This window comes from Mycobacterium colombiense (genome assembly GCF_001665835.1).
Taxonomy (GTDB): Bacteria; Actinomycetota; Actinomycetes; order Mycobacteriales; family Mycobacteriaceae; genus Mycobacterium; species Mycobacterium colombiense_A.
In genome coordinates this window covers 1-21798 of the sequence record NZ_LZSX01000040.1, presented here as the reverse complement: position 1 = coordinate 21798, position 21798 = coordinate 1, and the positions used below count along the sequence as shown (strand labels likewise).

The 21798-nt window shown below is 65.9% G+C and carries 23 protein-coding genes; 6 read left to right on the top strand and 17 right to left on the bottom strand.

Translation table 11 applies throughout. The features are described from left to right. The first annotated feature begins 14 nt into the window (after window positions 1–14). A complete protein-coding gene (locus A5760_RS10505) occupies window positions 15–695 on the top strand; it encodes a PadR family transcriptional regulator (protein ID WP_064880381.1) in 681 nt (226 codons plus the stop codon). On the opposite strand, the gene A5760_RS10500 is transcribed toward A5760_RS10505, so the two are convergent. Then, entirely contained in the window at window positions 692–2389 is a 1698-nt protein-coding gene (locus tag A5760_RS10500; protein WP_082279419.1) for a 3-ketosteroid-delta-1-dehydrogenase, read from the bottom strand. The genes A5760_RS10505 and A5760_RS10500 overlap by 4 nt on opposite strands. Window positions 2390–2490: 101 nt before the next feature. Between A5760_RS10500 and A5760_RS10495 the strand changes: the two genes are divergently transcribed. Then, window positions 2491–3615 (top strand): Rieske 2Fe-2S domain-containing protein, encoded by a 1125-nt coding sequence (locus tag A5760_RS10495; RefSeq protein ID WP_064880377.1) that lies wholly within the window; start codon window positions 2491–2493, stop codon window positions 3613–3615. Beyond that, complete coding sequence (locus A5760_RS10490) at window positions 3615–3917, top strand: hypothetical protein (protein WP_064880375.1); 303 nt, start codon at window positions 3615–3617, stop codon at window positions 3915–3917. The genes A5760_RS10495 and A5760_RS10490 overlap by 1 nt, the downstream gene beginning before the upstream one ends. 14 nt (window positions 3918–3931) lie before the next feature. Here A5760_RS10490 and A5760_RS10485 read toward each other — a convergent pair whose 3' ends face one another. From A5760_RS10485 to A5760_RS10445, 9 genes are all read right to left on the bottom strand, one after another. Further along, window positions 3932–4255: a DUF732 domain-containing protein gene (locus A5760_RS10485; protein WP_064880373.1), complete on the bottom strand. Its 324-nt coding sequence runs from the start codon at window positions 4253–4255 to the stop codon at window positions 3932–3934. A 161-nt stretch (window positions 4256–4416) separates the two neighbouring features. Beyond that, the gene (locus A5760_RS10480; RefSeq protein WP_064880371.1) at window positions 4417–5022 is read right to left on the bottom strand and encodes a PaaI family thioesterase; all 606 of its coding nucleotides are present in this window, start codon (window positions 5020–5022) and stop codon (window positions 4417–4419) included. Window positions 5023–5102: 80 nt separating this feature from the next. Continuing rightward, the gene (locus A5760_RS10475; protein ID WP_064880369.1) at window positions 5103–5906 is read right to left on the bottom strand and encodes an SDR family NAD(P)-dependent oxidoreductase; all 804 of its coding nucleotides are present in this window, start codon (window positions 5904–5906) and stop codon (window positions 5103–5105) included. Continuing rightward, the gene (locus tag A5760_RS10470; RefSeq protein WP_064880402.1) at window positions 5903–6979 is read right to left on the bottom strand and encodes a hypothetical protein; all 1077 of its coding nucleotides are present in this window, start codon (window positions 6977–6979) and stop codon (window positions 5903–5905) included. The genes A5760_RS10475 and A5760_RS10470 overlap by 4 nt, the downstream gene beginning before the upstream one ends. 158 nt (window positions 6980–7137) lie before the next feature. Further along, on the bottom strand, window positions 7138–7575 hold the full coding sequence (locus tag A5760_RS10465) for a nuclear transport factor 2 family protein (protein ID WP_064880367.1): 438 nt from the start codon (window positions 7573–7575) through the stop codon (window positions 7138–7140). Between the two features lie 49 nt (window positions 7576–7624). Continuing rightward, the gene (locus A5760_RS10460; protein WP_064880365.1) at window positions 7625–8566 is read right to left on the bottom strand and encodes an alpha/beta hydrolase; all 942 of its coding nucleotides are present in this window, start codon (window positions 8564–8566) and stop codon (window positions 7625–7627) included. Beyond that, on the bottom strand, window positions 8563–9432 hold the full coding sequence (locus A5760_RS10455) for an SDR family NAD(P)-dependent oxidoreductase (RefSeq protein ID WP_064880363.1): 870 nt from the start codon (window positions 9430–9432) through the stop codon (window positions 8563–8565). Before A5760_RS10455 ends, A5760_RS10460 begins: the two co-directional genes overlap by 4 nt. After that, window positions 9429–9908, bottom strand: a complete 480-nt coding sequence (locus tag A5760_RS10450) for a nuclear transport factor 2 family protein (protein WP_064880361.1) — start codon at window positions 9906–9908, stop codon at window positions 9429–9431. The genes A5760_RS10455 and A5760_RS10450 overlap by 4 nt, the downstream gene beginning before the upstream one ends. A gap of 127 nt (window positions 9909–10035) precedes the next feature. Then, on the bottom strand, window positions 10036–11631 hold the full coding sequence (locus A5760_RS10445; RefSeq protein WP_064880359.1) for an acyl-CoA synthetase: 1596 nt from the start codon (window positions 11629–11631) through the stop codon (window positions 10036–10038). 102 nt (window positions 11632–11733) lie between these two features. Here A5760_RS10445 and A5760_RS10440 point away from each other — a divergent pair, with 102 nt between their 5' ends. Then, window positions 11734–13662 carry a flavin-containing monooxygenase gene (locus tag A5760_RS10440; protein ID WP_064880357.1) on the top strand — a complete coding sequence of 643 codons (1929 nt, stop codon included), beginning with the start codon at window positions 11734–11736 and terminating at the stop codon, window positions 13660–13662. Next, complete coding sequence (locus A5760_RS10435; RefSeq protein WP_064880355.1) at window positions 13659–14546, top strand: SDR family NAD(P)-dependent oxidoreductase; 888 nt, start codon at window positions 13659–13661, stop codon at window positions 14544–14546. Before A5760_RS10440 ends, A5760_RS10435 begins: the two co-directional genes overlap by 4 nt. A gap of 6 nt (window positions 14547–14552) precedes the next feature. Here the strand turns inward: A5760_RS10435 and A5760_RS10430 are convergent, their stop codons facing one another. The 7 genes from A5760_RS10430 to A5760_RS10400 all read right to left on the bottom strand — a co-directional run bounded on the left by A5760_RS10430 (window position 14553) and on the right by A5760_RS10400 (window position 20580). Further along, window positions 14553–15176, bottom strand: a complete 624-nt coding sequence (locus tag A5760_RS10430) for a Dabb family protein (protein WP_064880353.1) — start codon at window positions 15174–15176, stop codon at window positions 14553–14555. Beyond that, entirely contained in the window at window positions 15169–15516 is a 348-nt protein-coding gene (locus tag A5760_RS10425; protein WP_064880351.1) for a hypothetical protein, read from the bottom strand. Before A5760_RS10425 ends, A5760_RS10430 begins: the two co-directional genes overlap by 8 nt. A gap of 68 nt (window positions 15517–15584) precedes the next feature. Beyond that, a complete protein-coding gene (locus A5760_RS10420) occupies window positions 15585–16412 on the bottom strand; it encodes an IclR family transcriptional regulator (protein WP_064880349.1) in 828 nt (275 codons plus the stop codon). 228 nt (window positions 16413–16640) lie between these two features. After that, window positions 16641–18107: an FAD-dependent oxidoreductase gene (locus A5760_RS10415; RefSeq protein ID WP_155764286.1), complete on the bottom strand. Its 1467-nt coding sequence runs from the start codon at window positions 18105–18107 to the stop codon at window positions 16641–16643. Beyond that, window positions 18104–19012 (bottom strand): biphenyl-2,3-diol 1,2-dioxygenase, encoded by a 909-nt coding sequence (gene bphC, locus A5760_RS10410; RefSeq protein ID WP_064880345.1) that lies wholly within the window; start codon window positions 19010–19012, stop codon window positions 18104–18106. Before bphC ends, A5760_RS10415 begins: the two co-directional genes overlap by 4 nt. Before the next feature lie 15 nt (window positions 19013–19027). Then, on the bottom strand, window positions 19028–20212 hold the full coding sequence (locus A5760_RS10405; RefSeq protein WP_064880343.1) for an acyl-CoA dehydrogenase family protein: 1185 nt from the start codon (window positions 20210–20212) through the stop codon (window positions 19028–19030). A gap of 89 nt (window positions 20213–20301) precedes the next feature. After that, the gene (locus tag A5760_RS10400) at window positions 20302–20580 is read right to left on the bottom strand and encodes a 2Fe-2S iron-sulfur cluster-binding protein (RefSeq protein ID WP_064880400.1); all 279 of its coding nucleotides are present in this window, start codon (window positions 20578–20580) and stop codon (window positions 20302–20304) included. A 130-nt stretch (window positions 20581–20710) separates the two neighbouring features. Here A5760_RS10400 and A5760_RS10395 point away from each other — a divergent pair. Further along, the coding region (locus tag A5760_RS10395) for a flavin-containing monooxygenase (protein WP_064880341.1) at window positions 20711–21798 on the top strand (1088 nt) is incomplete at its 3' end.

The window sequence follows — 21798 nt, the reverse complement described above, 5'->3', positions numbered from 1 at the left end:
GTTAACCTGGCGACGTGGACTCCGAAACGGACCCTGCCAGCAAAAAGGCGACGTTGGCCGCCACCAGTCGGGCGTTGCTGTGCATGATGTCCTACGAAGAGGAGATCTCCGGCTACGACCTCAAAAAGTGGATCGACTGGAGCGTGGACCTCTACTACTGGAGCCCGTCGTACAGCCAGATCTACACCGAGCTGAAGAAGCTCGAGAGCCTGGGGCTGGTGACATCACGCGTCGAGCGTGACGAGGGCACCCGCAGCCGCAGGCTCTACAAGATCACGCCGGCCGGGATGGCCGCCGCTATCGAGTGGGTCAACAGCGCCCCGGTGGACCCACCGGTGCTCAAACACAGCGTGTTGCTGCGGGTGACGTTCGGTCACCTCACCAACCCGGCTCGGCTCAAGGAACTGCTACAGGAGCATGTGGCATACTCCGACGCCCGTCATCGCAAGGCCGTCGAGGACGCCGAGGGGGCCGAGGCGGAGCCCGCGTGGGCGTACTCGGTGCTCGCGCTGCGCTGGGCGGCCAAGTATTACGCCGCCGAGCGCGAATTCGCGCTGGAGATGATCAAGGAGATCGACGAGGCCGACGCCATCCTGCAGAGCGCCTCGAAGGGTGGCTTCGGCAAGCCTCGCCCCACACCCGGTTATTGGCGTGAGGTCGAGAAGCAGGTTCAGGCGAAGCGCGAAGCCGATTAGCCGGCCGCCTCCCGCGCCGCGATGTAGCCGTACACCAGGCCCTGCGCGATCGTCGCACCCGCGCCCGGATACGTCGTCCCGAACGCGTTGGCGGCGGTGTTGCCGATCGCGTACAGCCCGGCGATCGCGCCGCCGTCTTCGCGCAGCACCCGCGCCCGCTCGTCGGTCTTCAGTCCGCCGCAGGTGCCCAGGTCGGACAGCACCATCTTCACCGCGTAGAACGGGCCGTTGACCAACGGGCGCAGGTTCGGGTTCGGTTTGATGGTCGGATCCCCGTAGTAGCGATCGTAGGCGCTGCTGCCGCGGCCGAAGTCGGGATCCTCACCGGCAGCGGCATTTTGGTTGAAGCGGGTCATCGTCGCAAAGAAGTCCGAAACCGGAACGCCAATCCCCGCGCCCAGATCGGTGAGGTTGTCGGCCCGCACCGCGATCCCGGCGTCATACCACGCCTGCGGGATGCGCATTCGTGGAAACAGCTCGGCGCCAAAGACATAACTGTTGCGGTACTGCTGATCGAAGATGATCCACATCGCCTCGACCGGGCTGCCGGAACGTTCCAGCTCGAGTAGCCGCTGCCCGAACGACATGTAATCCGCGGCTTCGTTGGCGAACCGGCGCCCGTGCTGGTCCACGATCAGGCAGCCCGGCAGTGACCGCTCGGCCAGCATGACCGCGGGCGCCTTGCCGGGCAACGGCGCGACGGCGGGGAACCACCACGCCTGATCCATCAGATCGATGTCGGCGCCGATATCCTGGCCCGCGCGGATCCCGTCGCCGGTGTTGGCGGCGGCGCCCAGACTCAGGTTGGCGCCCAACGATTCCGACTGGAATTTCCACCGCATGTCCATGCGGTGGTCGAAACCGCCGGTCGCCAGCACCACGCCGCGCCGCGCGCTGATCGTCACCTCGCGCCCGCCGTGCTCGACGACGGCCCCGGTCACGCGGTCGCCATCGCCGGCGAGGCGCGCCAGCGTGGTGCCGGTCCAGACCGGGATGCCGGCGCGCAGCACCCCGGTGAACAGCCCGGCCATCAGGCCCTGGCCGCCCGCGGCGTAGCGCCGGCCCACCATGCGGCCACCCACACCCTGTGCCAGGCGCTTGCCGTAGACGGGAATTCCCTTGCGCGGCAGTCGGGCCACCAGGTTCATCCACCGGTAGTCGGCGCCCGTCGTCGGCATCGGGACCGTCACCTCCATCAGGCCGGGCTCCAACCGGGTCCGGTACTCGCCGAGCAGCGAGGTGTCGAAGGGGCGGCACTCGCAGGTTCGCCCGGCCGCGCTGCCGCCCGGCTCCTCCGGGTGGTAGTCGGAATAATCGCGGGCCCAGAACAGCCGCAGCGGCGTGGTCCGGCGCAGCATGTCCACCGTCGCGGACACGTGCGCCACGAATGCCGCCGACCGCTGCGCGGGCGCCGACCCCGCGACCACCGAATCCAGGTAGGTCCCGGCGCGCTGCGCGGTGTCACCGGCATTCGCCTCGGTCAGCACCGGGCTGGCCGGCAGCCACAGCGCGCCGCCGGACCGGGCGGTCGAGCCGCCCACGTACGACGATTTCTCGACGATCAGCACCGACAGCCCCAGTTCGTGGGCGGCCAGCCCGGCGGCCATGCCGGTACCGGAGCCGACGACGAGCAGGTCAACGGCGGTGTCGGCCACGGGAAGTCCGGCAGGAATCGTCGTGCTGTGCGTCGTCACGTCCAAAACGGTAGGCCGCGGCACCGCCACACCGGAAGAGCCGTCCTGATGAGTGGAACAACGCGCCCCGCGGGCGGGCCCCGGCCAGTTAGATCAGGCCCATGACGTCGCACACCGAGGCCGACCAGATTCGGTTCATTGAAGCGCAGTCCGCGCCGATGCGGTTCGCCCGCGGCTGGCATTGCCTTGGGCTGACCAGGGAATTCGGTGACGGCAAACCCCACGCGATCAACGCCTTCGGGCAGAAGCTCGTCGTCTTCCGCAGCGGTGACGGGAACATCAACGTGCTCGACGGCTACTGCCGGCACATGGGCGGCGACCTGTCCGAGGGCGAGGTCAAGGGCAACGAGATCGCCTGCCCGTTCCACGACTGGCGTTGGGGCGGCGACGGTCGCTGCAAGCAGGTGCCCTACAGCCGGCGCGCACCCAAACTGGCCCGCACGCAAGCGTGGACGACGCTGGAGCAGGACGGCATGTTGTTCGTGTGGAACGACCCGGAGCGCAAGCCGCCACCGCCGGAGGTGACGATCCCGCGCATCGAGGGCGCCACCAGCGACCAGTGGACCGACTGGCACTGGTACACCACCGTCGTGCAGAGCAACTGCCGCGAAATCATCGACAACGTGGTGGATATGGCGCACTTCTACTACATCCACGGCGCGTTGCCGACCTATTTCAAGAACATCTTCGAGGGGCACGTCGCGACGCAGTACATGAACGGCGAGGGCCGCCCCGACATGGGTGGCACCGAAGGCGCGCAGATGCTGGGCAACACCTCGGTGGCGTCCTATTACGGCCCGTCCTTCATGATCGACGACCTGACGTATCACTACGAGTACGGCGACGCCAAGACGATCCTCATCAATTGCCACTATCCGATCGATGCGAATTCCTTTGTGCTGCAATACGGCATCATCGTGAAGAAGTCGGAGGCGATGCCCGGCGACGAGGCGATGCGGACCGCGATCAAACTGGGCGACTACGTCAAGCTCGGTTTCGAGCAGGACGTCGAGATCTGGCGGCACAAGGCGCGCATCGACAACCCGCTGCTGGTCGAAGAGGACGGGCCGGTCTACCAGCTGCGGCGCTGGTATCAGCAGTTCTACGTCGATGCCGCCGAGGTGCAACCGGATATGGTGGACCGCTTCGAATTCGAGCTCGACACCACCCGGCCCTATGAGGCGTGGATGAAAGAAGTCCAGGCCAACATGGCGGCCCGCGCCTGATGATGCTGGAATCGTCGGTGCGCGAGGACAATCGGCTCGACGAGATGCCCATGGTGCCGGTCGCGTGCCGGAACTGTGGCGCCCGGGTGCTGGCCCGCAAGAGCAGCTGGAATCAGACCAGTGTGCAGTGGAACGCCGAGGCGACGGCCCGGTGCGCCGAGCGCGCCGACGCGCAGAAGATCGTCACACCGGGGAGCCGGGGGGTATTCCTGATGTGCTCGGCGCTGAGCGCGTCGATCCTGGACGCGGTGCGCCATGGGGATTTGTCCGTTGTCGACGAGAAACACAGCGCACCAGAATAATTCGAGGGCCTGGCCTATCCCCGGGGGATCTCATCCTGGTGCCGCAGGCAGTAGGAGTAGATGCTCTGGGCGACGAAGAAGCCGGTATGGAACTCGGGTAAACCGCTGCTAGTCAACACTTCTTGCATCACCTCCAGGGGCGTATCGCCGGCGTCGAGTCGCGCGCAGACGTAATGGGCGGCTTCGATCGCGTGTCCGGCCGAGGCTTGGTCGATGACGCCCTGCGCCTCCACGGCCGCCAGGAATTTTTGGTCGGTCGTGTCGGCGTGGCTGAGCGGCGCCGCCGCCAGCAGGGCGACCGATAACGCCGCCACAGCCCATAGCAGACGGTTGACCATGTCGCGCTTCCTCAAGTGTGCTGGAACCGAATACCGTGGACGGAACCGGCGCTTCGGCTGTTTCGCCCCGATCTTGCCGGATACCGTGACGGCGCTCGCCAACTATCGGGTATTCGTCCAGGCCGGTTTGAAGGGCCGCGGCCCAGGGGTAGCGACGCAACTCACGATTTTTGTCCAGGTTGTGGCTCGTCCAGCCCGAGGTGTTCCCGCGGCGTGATGAACACGCCCTCGGCCTTCACCGTGACACCGTCGACGTTACGGAGATGGCCGGCCGCGTACGTCTTGGCGCCATCGATCCGCTCGATCCACGCCTCGGCTCGCAACGCTCCCAGCCGTGTGGGGCGCAGATAGCGCACCGTGATGGTGCCTGTGTAGGCCGGTTTACCCGGCCGATGTGCCGTCGCGCCCAGGACATGGTCCAGGATCAGAGCGCACATGCCACCGTGCACATGGCCGGGCGGTCCCTCGTAGCCGGCGCCAAGGTGCACGTCGGTATGCACGCCGCCCGCCTCGTCGTACCCGATGACTAGCGGCGGGGCGATCGGGTTGCGCAGCCCGACGGCCACGTTGCCCCAAACAACGTTCTCGCCTTCGGAATTGGTGCGCACACCAAACGACCCAGGCATGAGACGCATACTCAACAATTCGACAGTCTGGTCGACGAGACCCAACGCCTTCGCGACAGCTCGTTCGTCGGCCTCGCTGCGAATGGTGACGTCGATGAGTCGCCGCACCGACTCCGTCAGTCGTTCGTGCGTATCGGTCATGTGCGCCACCGCTTTTGTCCCCTCAGTCGACCGACGGAAGCCGGCACATGAATCGACACTCCCACGAGTGCCAGACATCCTCAGGCGTGCGCGCCGCCATCGATGCGGATTTCGGTGCCCGTGATGAACGCGCCGTCGTCGGAAGCCACCATGGCGATCACTGACGCCACCGCGCTGGGATCCCCGAGGACTTCGGTTTCCCTGCCGTGCAGCAGCGGAGCCTGTTTGGCCCACAGCCCGAGGTCGTATCCCTGCGGCATCTTGTCCAGGGTGGACAACGCAAGTGCGGTGGCGACTCCGCCCGGCTGGATATTGACCGCGCGCAGCCCTTGCTTGGAGTATTCGAGCGCCAACGAGTGTGTGAACGACAGCACCCCACCCTTGCTGGCGGCATAGGCCGCCATGTAGGGGTGGGCGAATGTTGCTGCAGTGGAAGTGAAGTTGACCACCACACCGCGGCCTGAAGCCACCAGCGCCGGCAGCGTCTGGCGCGTCATGAGGAAGGTGCCCGTCAGATTGACCGCGAGGGTGGCGTTCCAGTCGGCCAGCGTGTGCTCGTGAGTATTGGCGCAGCGCTGAATAGCCGCCGCGTTGATCAACACCTCGAGACCGCCGAGCTGGGCCAGGGCCGCGCTGACCGCTGCCGCGACGGCATCCTCCGACGAAATATCGAGAACGGCGGTAGTCAGTCGTGCACCCGTGCCGGCATCTTGGGCAACCGCTGCGGTGTGCGCCAGACCCTCAGACGAGACGTCGTACGCGACGACTGTGGCACCCTCGTCGAGGATCCGCGCCACGGTGGCCTGTCCGATCCCGGAACCGGCACCGGTGACGATGACACGGCGATCCGCGAAACGCCGTAGTGGGCATGCCTGTTCGGTCATGCGAGCTCGAATGCGCTGATCGGCGCCTCTTCGGGATAAACGGCGGGTCCGCCCACGTCGTAAGCGGCGTTAAGCGCGTTGATGAACGCCGCGTCGTGCAGCGGTTCACCGGGAACATCGAGCCTGATCCCTCTGGTGTTGAGGTCGTCGACCATCATGTCGATGGCCAGCTCGGCGGTCAGGTCGTCCGAACCCTCCATGTTCATCTTCAGCTCGTCGAAATCCGAGAACACCTCGGCCGACCAGTGCACCAGAAAACGCAGTTCCTCGGTGTGGTGGCGCGCGATCACGTCGTCACCGTTCTTCAGCAGCCAGTGGTCGCGGTCGTCAGGATCGCCGGTGAACACGGTGTCGAAGGCTAAGCCGGCTGGAATCTGTTGGTCTAGTGGGCCGTTCGCCTCGCCTCGGTGCACCATCATTTCGTTCTGCACCACGACGCCGCGGTTGTTGATCGGCGGCAGGACTCGCTTGGGCGCCTTGAGTGGCCCGTTGGGCCAGTAGGTGAATCCACTGCTGCCATCAAGCGAAAACCAGGTGATTACCTGCGCCATCTTGATCAGGTAATCCTTGAAAAGCCCGGACTTGCCCATGACACTGGTGAGCCAGGTCGGCGCGTTTTCGTGCCGCACGCCGCGGAAGCTTGGCGAATCCAGGTGCCCCGGATCGCGATTGGCGCACGGCCCGTTGATGTTGAACAGCATCAGCTGTGGTTTGGCGTACTCGGCGTTCCAGTAGCTTTTGGCCATGTCCAGGAATCTCGCGTTGTAGAAGCAATCATGTAGTTGCGGGTACAGCGCCGCGCCGTAGTTGGCCAGGTAGCCCCGGAACGTGGGGGTGAGGAAGAGATCCAGTGACGGCGTGAACCCCTCGGGGAAGGCACCACTCATGGTGGCGATCAGTTCGTCGGCGGATGCGAAGTGCTGCGCGATGATCAGCTTCCATGGACCCTCGGTGCGCACGACGTCGAGGAGTCGTTCCCGCTGATCGTCGGTGTAGACGTCAGTGATTTCCCGGGGCGGTGCAGCGGGGCGCAGGATGTCGGACAACTCTGTCCGCCGCTTGTCGGTCAGCATCGAGGTCTCCTTCGGCATGGCGCTCGATCATGTTGCTGCGGTCGATCTTGGTCGGACTGGCACGGCAACGGGCCACCTATGTCCGGTGATCGGGAGGAAGGTTCCAACGTGGACGAGAATCGTTGCGGCCAGGGCGCGCGCGGGAGGTCAGAGGAGCGTCACGCGTCGAAAACGTCCAGCGAGCCGACTGTGGCGCGGTTGTGCTTGATCCGTTCGACAAGCCGCCACTCACCATCCCGCCGCTCCCACCGGTCGTGGTAATCCCCGAGCGTATGGAAGGTGGTCTGCGGCTCGCGGGTCGACAGGTGCAGATCGTGGACGTACGCCACGCTGACCGCTGCTTCACCCGTGACGTCGACGAGGACATTGCCCAGGAGGTGCTGGGTTGGCCCACAGCGGTCGAGGTAGCCGCGGATGAGGTCGATGATCGCCGCCCTGCCCTCCACACGCCCGCTCCCCAAGTCGCCGATGGCGTCATCCGCGATGATGTCTTCGAGAGTCGCCCAGTCGCGATCGTCCATGGCCCGGGCGAGTTGGACCAGTGCGCGCTCAATCGCCCGCTCTTCGGCGACCGAACGGAGGTCGTTGGTTGTCAACTCGTTGCACCTTTCGTTTCGAGAGGAGTGCGCCAACGCAAGCTAGGCGTCAAAACGGGAGTGGATGCGCGAATTTCGCCCTGAGCAGCGCGCCGACCTCTGCGAGCGCGAGGCCGGCACGCGCCACCGATTCTGAACGCATCAGAAAGCCGTGGTACACACCGGGATAACGAGTGACGGTGGTCTGCACCCCGGCATCGCGCAACCGCTCCGCATACCGTTCTCCCCAGTCGCGGATCGGATCGACGGCGGCGGTCGCGACGATGGCCTGCGGGAGGTGGCACAGGTTGGTGGCGTACGCCGGAACGAGATACGGATGATCGGGCGGCCCGGTTTCCGCATCGGCCAGCTCGTGCATGTAATGAATGTCGTCGAGGCTCAGCATGGGCGCCGATTGCAGCGTCGCAAGCGACGGCACCGTCATGTCGCGGTCCACAGCCGGGTACAAGAGCACCTGGCAGAACAACGCCGGGCCGCCTCGGTCACGGGCAGCCAGGGCGACTGCCGCGGCCAGCGTGCCACCCGCGCTGTCGCCGATCACCCCGATTCGGGTTGGATCCAGCCGCAATTCGGTTGCGTTCGCGGCGACCCATGCGGTCGCGCGGAACGCGTCGTCGAACTGTGCCGGCGGTGGGGCTTCTGGTGCCAGGCGGTATTCGACGGCGACGATGGTTGCATCGGACGCTTGGGCGAGATTGCGGGCCAGCGGCTCGAAGGAATGGTTGGAGCCCAGCACCATGCCGCCGCCGTGGAAATAGACCAATGCCGGCGCGTCGATGTCTCGGGTCGGTCGGTAGATGCGCAGTGGAAGCTCGCCATCAGGGCCGGTGATGAAGTGATCGGTCACTTCGGCCATGTCGGGCACGGGTGGTAGCGGCATTGACTCAAGGGAGTCGCGCACCATCGCAAGACCTCGTTGCCGCATCGGCGCGACGCGGCCTAAGGACGCCACCCTGGCCGCGGCATCGGGGTCAAGTGGTGGCACGCTCATTGTTGTGTGGGATCGAAGCGGCGTTTGGTGCGCAGCGTTGGTGGCTGCTGTGTCGCAAGCACATTGGCTCGTTCGAGCATCGCATTCCCCACGAATTCGGGTTGGGTGAGGAGGTAGAACCGACCTTCGGCGGACTGCTCGAACACCACTTCTGCGGCGGTGAGCGGATCCATGGCATCGGCCTTGATGTCGAGCATCGCCGATCGCTGAGACTCTGCCGCGCCACGGTCGCTCGCGTCGGCGTCGACGCCGCCCGCCGACTCGAAAATGTTGGAAACCACCGCACCGGGCAGCACGGCCTGCACGTGAATGTGATCGTGGTGTCCAGCCGCCTGGACGTCGAGTTGCAGACATTCGGTCAATGCGAGCACCGCGTGCTTGCTCACGATGTAAGGCGCCTGCGAGGGAATCGAAACCACCCCACCGACCGATGACAGATTCCACACCCACGCCTGCTCGTCGGTGGCCATCATTTTGGGCAGAAAGGCCCGCACGCCGTAGAAGACTCCGCTGATGTTTATGTCGATGACGCGCTTCCAGTTGGGAATTGGTGTGTCCCACAGGTAGCCGAACTGTTCGACCCCCGCGTTGTTCACCAGCAGTCGTACCGCACCGACATCGCGGTAGGTCTGCTCGGCGAGCGCCTGCACGGCGTCGGGTTCGCGAACGTCGCACACAACGTCTAGCGCTGCCCCTCCCGCCGCGCAGAGCTCGTCGCGCAGCGCCGCGATGGCGTCGGCGTCGATGTCGGCCAGCACCACCGTCATCCCCAACCGGCTGGCGTGTCGAGCGAGTCCGGCACCGATGCCTGCGCCGGCGCCGGTAATGACGGCGATACCACCAGAGAATGTTTCGCGAGCGCTCACGAACCAGCGGCGCTGTCGGCGGTGAGCTCGGACAGCAAGACCGAGTTGGTGGTATCGAGAACAATGTCCATCTCGGTGAACTCCAGCCCGCCGGCACCGCGCCGCACGCCGACATTTGCCACGCCGCTGGACACCGCGAACGGCACGAAGTTTGCGGTCTGATTGACGAAGATATAGAACCGGGCGTGGGTGACGTCACCATCGGTGCCCGTGCGGTGCACGTTGGTGGCGTGGTGGCGCAGCGGGTACGGACTTTGTTCGCGGTGTTCCGACATCCATTCCATGACGACAGCGCGGCCGTGCAGTTCGGGCGACATCAGTTCCTCGAATGGGCTTGTGCCCGAATCGCTTCGGGTCACGTAGCGCACGTTCTCCGCGTAGCGTGCTGCCAGCTCGTCGTAGTGCGCCTCGTCGTAGTGGTACCAAAACCCGGCGATAAACTCCTGCAGGTCGGACAGCGTGACGTCGTTGCTCATGGCACCAGTCAACTCCCGGTGTGGTCATGCGAACACCGGGATGCCCGGTCAGTGGAACACGGGCTGGCCACGCTGTCCGCTGATCAGGCTCCAGAGCGTGCCACCACCGATTTGCGCGGTGCCTGCTTCAGCGACTGGCAGGTTCGAGACCGAACCGATCCCGAAGCTCTCGCTTGAGCAGCTTGCCGCTGGGATTTTTCGGCAGCGCATCGACGAAGAAAACACGCTTGGGTGTCTTGAAGCCGGATAGATGCTTGCGGCAATGGTTCAGAATGTCATTTTCGGTGAGACCGATGCCATCGCGCGGCACTACCGCCGCCACCACGGCTTCCACCCAAACCGGGTGCGGCACACCGAAGACCGCGACTTCCTTGACACCGCTATGCCGGTAGACGACCTCTTCGACCTCGCGGCTGGCCACATTTTCTCCGCCGGTTTTGATCATGTCCTTCTTGCGGTCCACGACGTGCAACATGCCGTGCTCGTCGTAGTAACCGAGGTCGCCCGAGTGGAACCAGCCGCCGCGGAAGGCCTCGGCAGTGCGTTCGGGATCGTCGAGATAGCCCAGCATCAAGTGCGGGCTGCGATGCGCGATCTCGCCCACGGCACCAGTGCCCAGGGGGATGTCATTGTCATCGAGGATCGCCGTCTCCACGTTCATAACTGGGCGCCCGGCCGCGCCGGCGTGGGCGTCCTGCTCATCGGGTCCCAGGGCGGACGCCAATGGCGCCATCTCGGTCTGGCCGTAGAAGTTCCACAGCCTCAGGCGCGGCAGCCGCTGGCGGATCTCGTGCAGGATCTCGATAGGCATCGCCGAGGCGCCGTAGTACCCCTTGCACAAACTGGTCAGATCCACCTTCTGAAAGGTCGGGCAGCGCAGCAGGCTGATCCACACCGTCGGTGGTGCAAAGAAATTCGTTACCTGATAGCGCTCGATGGTGCGCAGTACCGCGTCCGGTTCGGGACGCGGCAGGATGATGCTGGTAGCGCCCAGATAGATGTCGGTGGCCAGGAAATTGTCCAACTGTGCGCAGTGATAAAGCGGTAGCGAATGGATCTCGACGTCGTCTCCCGCCATCGAGCCGGCCTCGATCGTGCTCGCGTACTGCCACATGAGGCTCCGACTGGAGTGCATCACGGCCTTAGGACGCGACTCAGTCCCGCTGGTATACATCAGCCGCACGAGTTGGTCGTCATCGATGTTCAGGTCCGGTGGGGTGACCTTGGCCGTCAACCACCCTGCGAAGTCATCCCAACCCGGGGGAACGGTGCGCCCCGCCCGCATCAGCGCCACCCTGGTCGTGACAACACCACCGAGCTGCATCGCACGCTCGGCGGTGGCCGTCAATTCGTCTTCGACGACGAATCCACTGACTCGGCTGTGGCCGAGGATGTAGGCGATTTCCTCCGCGGTGAGCATGAAATTGATCGGCACCAAAACCACACCGGCGCGCGCCGTGGCGAACACCAGGACCGCATACTGCCAACAGTTGTGCGCCAGCAGAGCGATGCGGTCGCCCGGATCAAAGCCGTTGTCGTGCAACGCGGCTGCGGTCCTATCCACGAGAGCATCGAACTCAGCGAACGCGAGAACAACGTCTCCGTCGATGATCGCGGCCTTGCCCGCATGCTTTCGGGCCGACCGGCGCGGAATATCACTGAGCGTGTGACTGCGTGCCTTTGCGATCACAGCGTCGAGTTCAAAGGGATGCACGCGTTGCATACGTCGGAGGGTAGGCCGCGATAGTCGAGGCCGGGCTGCTCGCCTCCCACTGAGTAGACAGAGCAGTGCCCAACCCGCTTGCGCGCTCCGATACTCAGTGCCATGACCTCCGCCACTGACTCGACGTCGCCTCCCAGCTCGGCCACGCTCGATCTCGAGGAACTGCGGGCGCACCTCGGTCAGGCCGACCCCGGCGTGCTGGTCGCCGTCCTGGCTCAGCTGACGAGCGACTCGTCTGTGATCGAGAAGTTCGGGCCTAAGATCTCCCACGTCCCCGATCCCCCCGAGCGAGCCGGCGTCACCGATGACGACACCGCGGAGGAATTGGTGAGCGCCCTGGTTGCAGCTCTGGTCGAGAGCCGGCAGGCGAGTGCTCCGCCCGTCGATGACCCCGAGCTGTTCAGGCGCTTACTTCCGCTGGCGCTGGGTTCGGAGGTGGACGACGAGTTCGTTCCGCTGCTGCTGGAGCAGGGCGGCTTTCAACTCCCACGGCCGACGCTGCCGCAAACGGTGCCGATCCCCGAGACGACGAATGTGGTCATCGTCGGTGCGGGCATAGCCGGCATCATCGCTGCGCTCGCGGCCGCCGAAGCCGGGGTTGGCTACGAAATCTTCGATCGCAACGACGAAGTCGGGGGTACGTGGTTGACCACGACCTACCCCGGCATCGGAGTCGACACTCCCTCGGCGTACTACTCGCTGTCGCGCGAGGTGAATCCCGAATGGACGAGCTACTATCCGCAGGGCGCTGAGTACCAGGCTTATCTGGTTGCGTTGGCCGACAAGTACGGACTGCGTGAGCACATACGATTTGGCGCCGAGGTAACGGCGCTGTGCTGGGACGAGGACCGCGCTCATTGGCAGATCCACTCGGTTGACCGCGACGGTAAGCATGACGTCACTCATTCGCGCGTGGTGATTACCGCCGCAGGCTACCTCAACCGGCCGCGTTGGCCCGAGCTATCGGGCCGGGAGACATTCGCAGGCACCAGCATTCACTCCGCACGATGGGATGCATCTCTGGACCTCGCGGGCAAGCGAGTGGCGATCATCGGTGCTGGTTGTACAGCGGTGCAAATCGTTGACGCGTGTGTGGACGAAGTCGAGCACCTCACAGTGTTTCAGCGTCAGCCACACTGGGTGGCGCCGCGTAAGCGGCTGACCGACGACGTTCCCGAGTACCGCCGATATCTCGGCCGTCACGTCCCGCACTACGCCAAATGGAACAGGCTGAAGTCCTACTGGGGCACGGCGGACAACAACTATCCCGTCATCCTGCGTGACCCGGAGTGGGCGGAAACGCATCTATCGATCTCGCCCGCGAACGACGTGCTCTTGCGGATGTGTATGGACTACATCAACACAACTTTCGGTTCGGGAACTGAACTGGCGAAGAAGGTGACGCCGGATTTTGCGCCCTACGGCAAGCGGATTATCCGTGACCCAGGTGGTTACTACGAAGCCCTGACCCGTGAGCACGTCGATGTGGAAGCTAGTGAGCCGGCCGCGGTCAACGCCAAAGGTATTGTCACGCAAGACGGTAGGCAGATCGATCTCGACGTGATCATCTATGCCACCGGATATCACCTTGATTTCTTGTCTACCATCGATATTCGCGGCCGCGGCGGCCGCAAGCTCACCGACGAGTGGGGCGACAGCCCCCGTGCCTACCGAGGCGGCACCGTGCCGGGCTTTCCCAACCTGTTCATCAACTCAGCCCCGAACTACAGTCCCGGTCACGGAGCCGGCGCTAATTTCTCGATGGAAGTGCTGTCGCACTACATCATCGAATGCCTGCAACTGATGGCGCTGCGCGGCGCGACGACGATGGAGGTCACGCAACAGGCTTACGACGACTATGTGGCCGCCATCGACGCGGCCATGGCCAACACGGTGTGGTGTCACACCCCGAACGCGCACACTTATTACCGGTCCGGTTCGGGGCGGGTCGTGGTGGCCACTCCCTACCGGTTGGTGGACCTCTGGCATGAGCACCGAGCGCCGATCGAAGAGCACTTCGAGTTGCGATGACACAATTACTTGCCGGTAGAACGGCTTTGGTCACTGGCAGCAGCCGGGGGATTGGCCGGGCGATCGCGCAACGATTGGCTGCCGAGGGCGCCACCGTGGCGGTGACGGCGCGAAACCACAAACCCTCGCGGTCCACCCGGGCGGGGCTGGCTACGGTGCTGCCGGGAACGATCGATGAGACGATCGCCCTGATCGAGAACGCAGGGGGATCGGCGTTCGGGCTGGCCGTCGACCTCGAAGACAACGGTGCCCGTGATGGTCTGATCGACCAGGTGCTCGACCGCACCGGCCGTATCGACATCCTGGTCAACAATGCGGGCTTCGCCGATTACTCGGTGATCGAGGAGATGAGTCTGGAGACCTTCGACCGTACCGTGGAGCACTACCTGCGCACGCCTTTTGTCCTGACGAAAGCCGCAGTGCCCCATATGCGCAAGCAAGGCGCCGGCTGGATCGTGAACATTGGGTCGGTGACCGGGGTGGCGCCGGTGAGGCCGTACCGCCACTACAACAAGACTTCGGGCGACGTGCTCTACGGGTCCGTGAAGGCCGCGCTGCACCGCTTCACCCAGGGTGTCGCGGCGGAACTGCTGGACGCCAACATTGCGGTCAATTGCGTGGGCCCGTCGACGGCGGTTCGGACACCCGGTGCGGCCCAGTTGATTCCCGATTCGTTCCCGACCGAATCGGTGGAATACCTGGCCGAAACAGTGCTGGCAATGTGTCACCTTCCCGCGGTGGAGCGCACCGGCTTGGTTGCATTCAGCCTGCATTATCCGTGGTCACAGCAGTTGCGAGTTCACACACTGGACGGCAAAGGCGAGCTACCCGCGCTGGAGCCACCGACGACCGCCAACCCAAACATCCTGCCGGCGGGGTTCTAGCAGGAGTCAGGTCAGCACCGGGTCGGTGATCGCGCAGAAGCTGTGGCACACCGGATTCCGGACGATGACTTCGGGGCACTCGGGATCGAACCAGCGGTCCACTACGGCCCAGTGGATCGGGTGCATCAGATACGCGCCCATCAGCCCCTCGACGTCGGTGAATTCCTGCTCGAACACGTGGGTCCACTCCTGCGTCCCGACCGCTTGCTCGACACGGCTCAACTGCCAGGCAGTGATTGTGTTGATATACCGCGGCATCAAGCGCAGCTCATCTTCGAAGCGGGCGATGGTGTCGCCGTCGGTGCCGGGAAGCACACACAGCAACAGCGCGCGATAGACGGTGCCGGTTGCGCCGGTACAGCAAGCCGCGCCTGAATAGCAGGCGCCATTGATGGCGGTGATCGCGGGATCATTTAGGAGTACCGCGAAATCGGGCTCGGCGGAACGCCATTGGCTTTCCGCGCCGAAGCGCAGGTGCACCAGGACGTCGCCGCCGTTGCGTGCGCCCGGCAGCGTCGGCTCGACGAGTCGGCATTGCGCCCCGGTGTTCGCGGCGACGGCGCGCACAGAGGTCAGCACGCGGTCGCGATCCTGCTCGACGACGTCGAGCAGCCGGGTCACGCTATACATCGCAGAGTCGATCGACGTCGTTGGCGGCCGCGGCCACACTGCGTCCGCGCGTCTCGACGAGATCGCCGATGCCTTCCCACCATGGCCCGAGGGTGGGGTCCGGCCGGCCCTGCCACGTCATCTCCCACCACGCCTGCAGGCTGGGTAGTGACCAGGTGACGGTCACGGTGTTCGATTGATCGTCGAACCAGATCGGCGGGCTGACCAGAATGTTACGCAGCGTCATACCTCGGTCGCGGGCGGCCGGGGCGTACTCGTTGAGGTAGGTGTCCACAAATTCCCTGGCACAACCCGGGCGCGTGATGACACGGTCGACGACAAATATCTCACCGTTAGCCATATGCGAAGGGTATGGCGCTGTCTCGCGTCGGACACGGGTAAGTCCCGCCTACTGGGAGGCGCCGAGGTTCAGGCGTACTGCAACACGGGCCGCGGCGCGGGACGCAGCGGACGCAAGGGCTGCAGGGTCGGGGCGACGCGTTGCGGGCCGTCCTCGGCGTGCCGCCAGATGCCCATCGCGGTCATCCGGACTGGGGCGATCAGTCGCTGGTCGAACATCATTCGATTCATCGGCCCGCACACCGACACCGCGGCTATGACGTCCTGGGCTTCACCGGGTCCGCCGATAGGCGCTGCCACACAACCGAATCCGAGCAGTGATTCCTCGCGCTCGAAGGCGACGCCGTGCGCGCGCACCCGGGACAACTCGGCGGCCAGCTGCGAGCCGGTGGCGATCGAGTACTTGGTTTTGCGGACCCGCAGGTCCACCGGCGCGTCCTCGTCGCGGTAGGCCAGGATCGCCTTCCCGACCGCGGTGCAATGCGCGGGCTGACGGCTGCCCACCCGCGTAGGTATCGGCGCCAGCGGCGAGTCGCCGACCTTGTCGAGGTAGACCACGTCCGGCCCGTCCAGCACCGCGAGGTGCACGACGAGCCCTGTGGCGCGGTGCAATTCGCCCAGCAGGGGACCGGCGGCGCGCACCAGGCGGTCCTGATGCACGGCGAGCGAGCCCAGCTCGACCAGCCGCATGCCCAGCTCGTAGTCGCGGCCGCTGCGGCGCAGCCAGCGCAGCTGCACCAGGCGCTCGAGCATCCGGTGCGCCGACGAGCGCGGCAGGCCGGTACGGCGGACGATCTGGGCCAGCGTCAGCCGGCCGGGGCCGTCGAACGCGTCCAGCACGAGCGAGATGCGGTCGATGACCGCCGTGGGCGTGGCTGATTCCGCGGTGCCTGACATCGGCCCTCCTGGCTAAACCTATCTGGCTGTCATATTCCTATTAGGAATATCTGTTTCTATCACACCGCTGTGGCCGCTGTCACACGACACGCGGAAGTCGAGGACGGACGTGAGTGTCTGCCGGGTGTGCGCTGACGGTGAAATATGGGCGCGAATCCCGCCCAGAGACACACTCAAAGCCGACAGCGCACTCAAGACGCGACGGCGATCGAGTAGATCAGTGGCTGGTCAGCCGTTGGCTGCGGAGCCGCCGGCGCGGCGGCCGTAGAAGCTGCCGTCACCCAGCGAGACGCCGCTGGCGTACCCCCAGGCGGCCAGGCCGGCGGTGCAGCGGCCGGCGGCGAAGAGCCCCGGAATGGGTTCGCCGCTGACGTGCAGCACCTCGGCGTCCAGCGTGGTGGTCAGCCCACCCAGGGTGAAGCCGCCGGTGTTCTCCCGCAGATCGACGGCGCCGACGGGGGAGCCGATCGGTTTGATCCACTCGGGCTTCTTGTGCAGCAGCGGATCCTCGCCGCGCGCGGCGCCCTCGTTGTAGGCGGCCACCGTCGCCTGCAGCGACCCGGGTGGCAGCGCCATGTCGCGTTCCAGGTCGGCGACGGTGTCGGCCACCCAGGTCGCCGGGCGCAGCATGAACTTCGGCGACCACGAGGCCGTCGCCTCCTCCTGCGCATCGCCGTCGATGATCAGATAGGCGACGTTGTCCTGCTGGTAGAGGGTGAGCTGCCCGATCCGGCCCGGGTAGGTGTCCTCGGCGACGTAGCGCTGCCCGCGGCCGTTGACCAGGATGCCGCGCACCAACTGCTGCGGGTCGATGAAGATCGCGACCTCGGTGGCGTCCATGTGCGCCAGGTCGGCGCCCAGCGCCTGCGCCATCCGGATCGCCTGCCCATCGTGCTGCTCGATGGAGGCGGCGGGCCGGCCGGCGATCCGCGGCGCATACCGCTGGACCATCGCGTCGTTGTAGGCGAAGCTGCCCGTCGCCAGCACCACCCCGGAACGCGCCCGGATGTTCATCTCGGTGCCGTACTTTCGGGCGCGGATGCCGACCACCCGGCCGTCGGATTCCACGATCAGCCGTGACACCCGCACGTCGTACAGCGCCCGGGCGCCGGCCGCGGTCGCGGTTTCCACCAGCGGCTTCATCAGCATGTAGCCGGCGCTGGCCTCGCCCTGCTTCTTGTTCTGCATCTGCGGGACGTGCCCGCGCGGCGCGGGGGAGGCAATGGTGTTGAACGGGAACGAGTTCTCGCCGCCGCTGTACATCAGCCCCTGATCGCCCATCGGCTCCCACCCGGGCTCGGAGAAGAACTCCGCCTTGAACGGCACCCCGCAGCCGACCAGCCACTCGAAGTGGGCGACGCTGCCGGAGCAGTAATCGGCGATCCGGTTCTCGTCGGCGCCGGGCCCCATCGCGACGTTGAGAAAGGCCGCCATGTTGTCGACGGAATCTGTGAAACCGCAAGCCTTTTGGATGGGCGTGCCGCCACCGAGATAGATGAAGCCACCGGCCATCGATGCCGCGCCGCCCCAGGACCCGGTGCGCTCCAGCACCAGCACGTCGGCGCCGGACCGGGCCGCTTCCACGGCCGCGGCCGCACCGGCGACACCGTAGCCGGCGATGACAACGTCGGCCTCGTCATCCCAGGAGGTGATCGACGACGCGGCGACCGGCGTCACGTCCGATTCGGGCGTCACAGCCGCATGGCCGCGGGCATTTCGCCGACCCACTGGTGGCCCCAATAGCTGTCGGCGGTGATTTCCTCTGCCGTGTAATAGGTTTCGTCGACCCGCATCCCGTCGGTGCCGAATTCGATGTCCCAGTCACCGGGTGCGCGGACGTAGAACGAGACCATCTTGTCGTTGGTGTGCCGGCCCAGGGTGGACGACAGCTGGAAGCCCTCGGCGTTGACCCGGTCCAGCGCCTGCCCGACGGCGTCCAGGGTGTCGACCTCCACCATGATGTGGACCAGACGCGGGTCGCGCTGGTGCGCGGCCGGCACGATCGCCATGCTGTGGTGTCGTTCGTTGATGCCCAGGAACCGAACCCGCACCGGGCCGAACTCTTTCGGCAGCGGCACCCGGAACGCGCCGCGGGCGCGGAAGCCGAGGACCTCGGTGTAGAAGTCGAAGAGCCCGTTGGGATCGGTGGCCGGCACCACCACGTGGCCCAAGCCCTGGTCGCCGGTGATGAACTTGGCGCCGAACGGGGTGACGACCGGGCTGTGGTCGAGCACCGCGCCGTGGAAGACCTCCAGCGTGGTGCCGGCGGGATCCTCGAACGTGATCACCTCTTCGACGCGGCGGGCCTCGGCCTCGTCGGGGGACAGCTGTTTGTACGCCACGCCGGCGCGGTCCAGCGTGGCCTGCACGCGCTGCAATGCCGGGTGATCGCGCACTTCCCAGCCGACGGTCAGCACCCGGTCGGTCTCACCGGGCACCACGATGAGCCGGGCCGCCCGCTCGTCCATCCGCAGGTAGAGCGCCGACGGATCGGGGCCCTTGCCCTCGGCGAAACCCAGGGTTCCGAAGGCGAACTGCCGCCAGCGGTCGATGTCGTTGGTCGAAATGGTGATGTAGCCCAAGCTTTTCAGATCGCTCACGGATGCGTTTCCTGCTCAGATCAGGGCCCGCAGCGGACCCTCGGGCGGGTCGATGCCGATCGAACTCAGCGCCGACGCGTGATAGGTGGTGCCGGGGACGTGGATGGCGTGCATCTGTCCGACGTGCACGTCGCGCCAATATCGTTGCAGCGGCTTGTCCATCCGCGCCGCGTTGCCGCCCGAGCGGGCGAAGATCTCGTCGACCGCGGACACCGCGCGCCACACCGCGCGGACCTGGGTGCGCCGCCCTGCCGCGCGGTCTGCGAACGATACCTCCTTGCCGGCCGCGACCATGTCGTAGATCCGGTCGGCGTTGGCCAGCAGCTCCTGGCGGGCGGCGTTGATGTCGGCGGCCGCCTCGCCGATCGCGTGCATGACGTACGGATCGTCCTTGATCGCGGTTCCGGTGGCGCCGACGCGCTCGCGCTGATAATCCAGGTGCGCGGCCAGCGCCCCTTCGGCGATCCCGATGGTCGCCGCCGAGATGCCCAGCGGGAACATCGTCGACCACGGCATCAGGTACAGCGGCTCGGTCATGCCGGCCTCGCGCTGGGCGGTCCCGTCCATCACCTTGGTGGCGTCCATGGTCCGGTAGCTGGGCACGAACGCATCCTTGACGATGACGTCCTTGGAGCCGGTTCCGCGCAGCCCCACCACATTCCACGAGTCGTCGACGATCTCGTAGTCCTTGCGGGGCAGGATCATGTGCAGCATCTGCGGCGGCATCAGGGGGATGCCCTTCTCGTCGCCGAGCATGGCGCCCAGGATGATCCAGTCGCAATGGTCGGTGCCCGAGCTGAACTGCCAGCGGCCGTTGAACAGGTAGCCGCCGTCGACGGGTTTGGCCACGCCCTGCGGCGCGTACGGCGAGGCCATCCAGGTGTCGACGTCGTCGGCCCAGATTTCGGCGGCGACCTTCGGGTCGGCGTAGGCCAACTGGTAGGGGTGCACGCCCACCACGCCGAGGATCCAGCCGGCCGCCGGGTCCAGCGCCGCGGTGGCCATCGTCGTCTCGGCGAACTCGCGGGGGTGGGCCTCGAAGCCCTGGTATTGCTTGGTCTGCAGCAGCCGGATCAGGCCGGCGCCCTTCATCAGCTTGACGGTGTCGTCGGTGAGCCGCCCGATCCGTTCGGCTTCGGCGCCTTGGTCGCGCAACTGGTCGGCCATGGCCACTACCCGGTCGAGTACCCGGTCGCTCATATCGTTGTCCTTACGTGTGTGGGCTTAGTAATGGTCTACCGCAGACCCGGGCCGTCCCAAAGGAAATCCCGATGAGCGGACACCGGCAATCAGAATTCGACGTGAACCTCGGCGCCGGCCACCCTCGCCTGGCAGGCGAGAATCAGGCCGTCGTGAAGGTCCGCGGCGTCCAAGACGTCGCACGGGGCCATGTCGACAAGCCCGGCGATCACGGTCGCCACGCACGAGCCGCAGCGGCCCTCCCGGCACGAGTGCGGCACGGCGATCCCCGCGTCCAGCAGGGTCTCGAGCAGGGTTTGTCCGTGCGGCCAGCGCAGACGATGCCGCTGGCCGTCCAGCTCGAGGTTGACATGCGCGACTTCCGGCATCGGCCGATGGTCGGCGATGAGCACCGGGCGGCGCGGGCGCACGCCCGGTGGCCGGGAAAACTGACCCGAACCGTCCGGTGACCGGGAGGGACGGCGGCCCGCGATGCGCTAGGCCCTACGGTGACTGCTTGTGAACGATGCCGCCCGACAGTCCCTGGATGTCGTCGTGGTCGGCGCGGGATTCGCCGGCCTGTATGCCTTGCACAAGCTGCGCGGCCAGGGCCTGTCGGTGCGGGTGCTGGAAGCCGCCCCCGAGCTGGGCGGCACCTGGTACCACAACCGGTATCCGGGTGCCCGCTGCGACGTCGAGAGCGTCGACTACTGCTACTCGTTCTCCGACGAGCTCCAGCGGGAGTGGGACTGGACCGAACGGTATGCCACCCAGGCCGAGATCCTGGCGTATCTGAACTGGGTGGCCGACAAGCTCGATCTGCGCCGCGACATCGCGCTGCGCACCCGCGTTGTTTCGGCGACACTCGATGAGGCGACGCTGCGCTGGACGGTCACCACCGATGCGGGCCAACGGCTTTCGGCCCGGTTCTGTCTGATGGCGACCGGCCCGCTGTCGGCCGCGCTGACCCCGGACTTCACCGGCCTGGACACCTTCGCCGGCGAGATCTACCACACCGCGCACTGGCCGCACGAGCCCGTGGACTTCACCGGCAAACGGGTGGCGGTCATCGGCACCGGATCCTCGGGCATTCAGTCGATTCCGGTCATCGCCGAGCGCGCCGCCCAGCTCTACGTCTTCCAGCGCAGCGCGAATTACAGTGTCCCGGCCGGCAACAGGCCGTTGTCCGCCGAGGAACTCGACGACATCAAGGCCAATTACCCGCAACGGCGTGCGCTGTCGTGGCGCAGCGGCGGCGGCTCGCCGCATATCACCGCCGCGAAGCCCACAATGCAGTTCACCGCCGAGGAGCGCCGGGCGGCGTTCGAAAAGCGGTGGCAACTGGGCGGCGTGCTGTTCTCTAAGACGTTCCCGGACCAGATGACCGACCTGGAGGCCAACGAGGAGGCTCGCAGGTTCTACGAGGAGAAGGTGCGCGCCGTAATCGACGACCCGGCCGTCGCCGACCTGCTGATCCCCACCGACCATCCGATCGGCACCAAGCGAATCTGCACCGACAGCAACTACTTTCAGACGTTCAACCGCGCGAAGGTGTCACTGATATGTGTCCTGTCTCTTATACACATCTCCGAGCCCACGAGACTGCA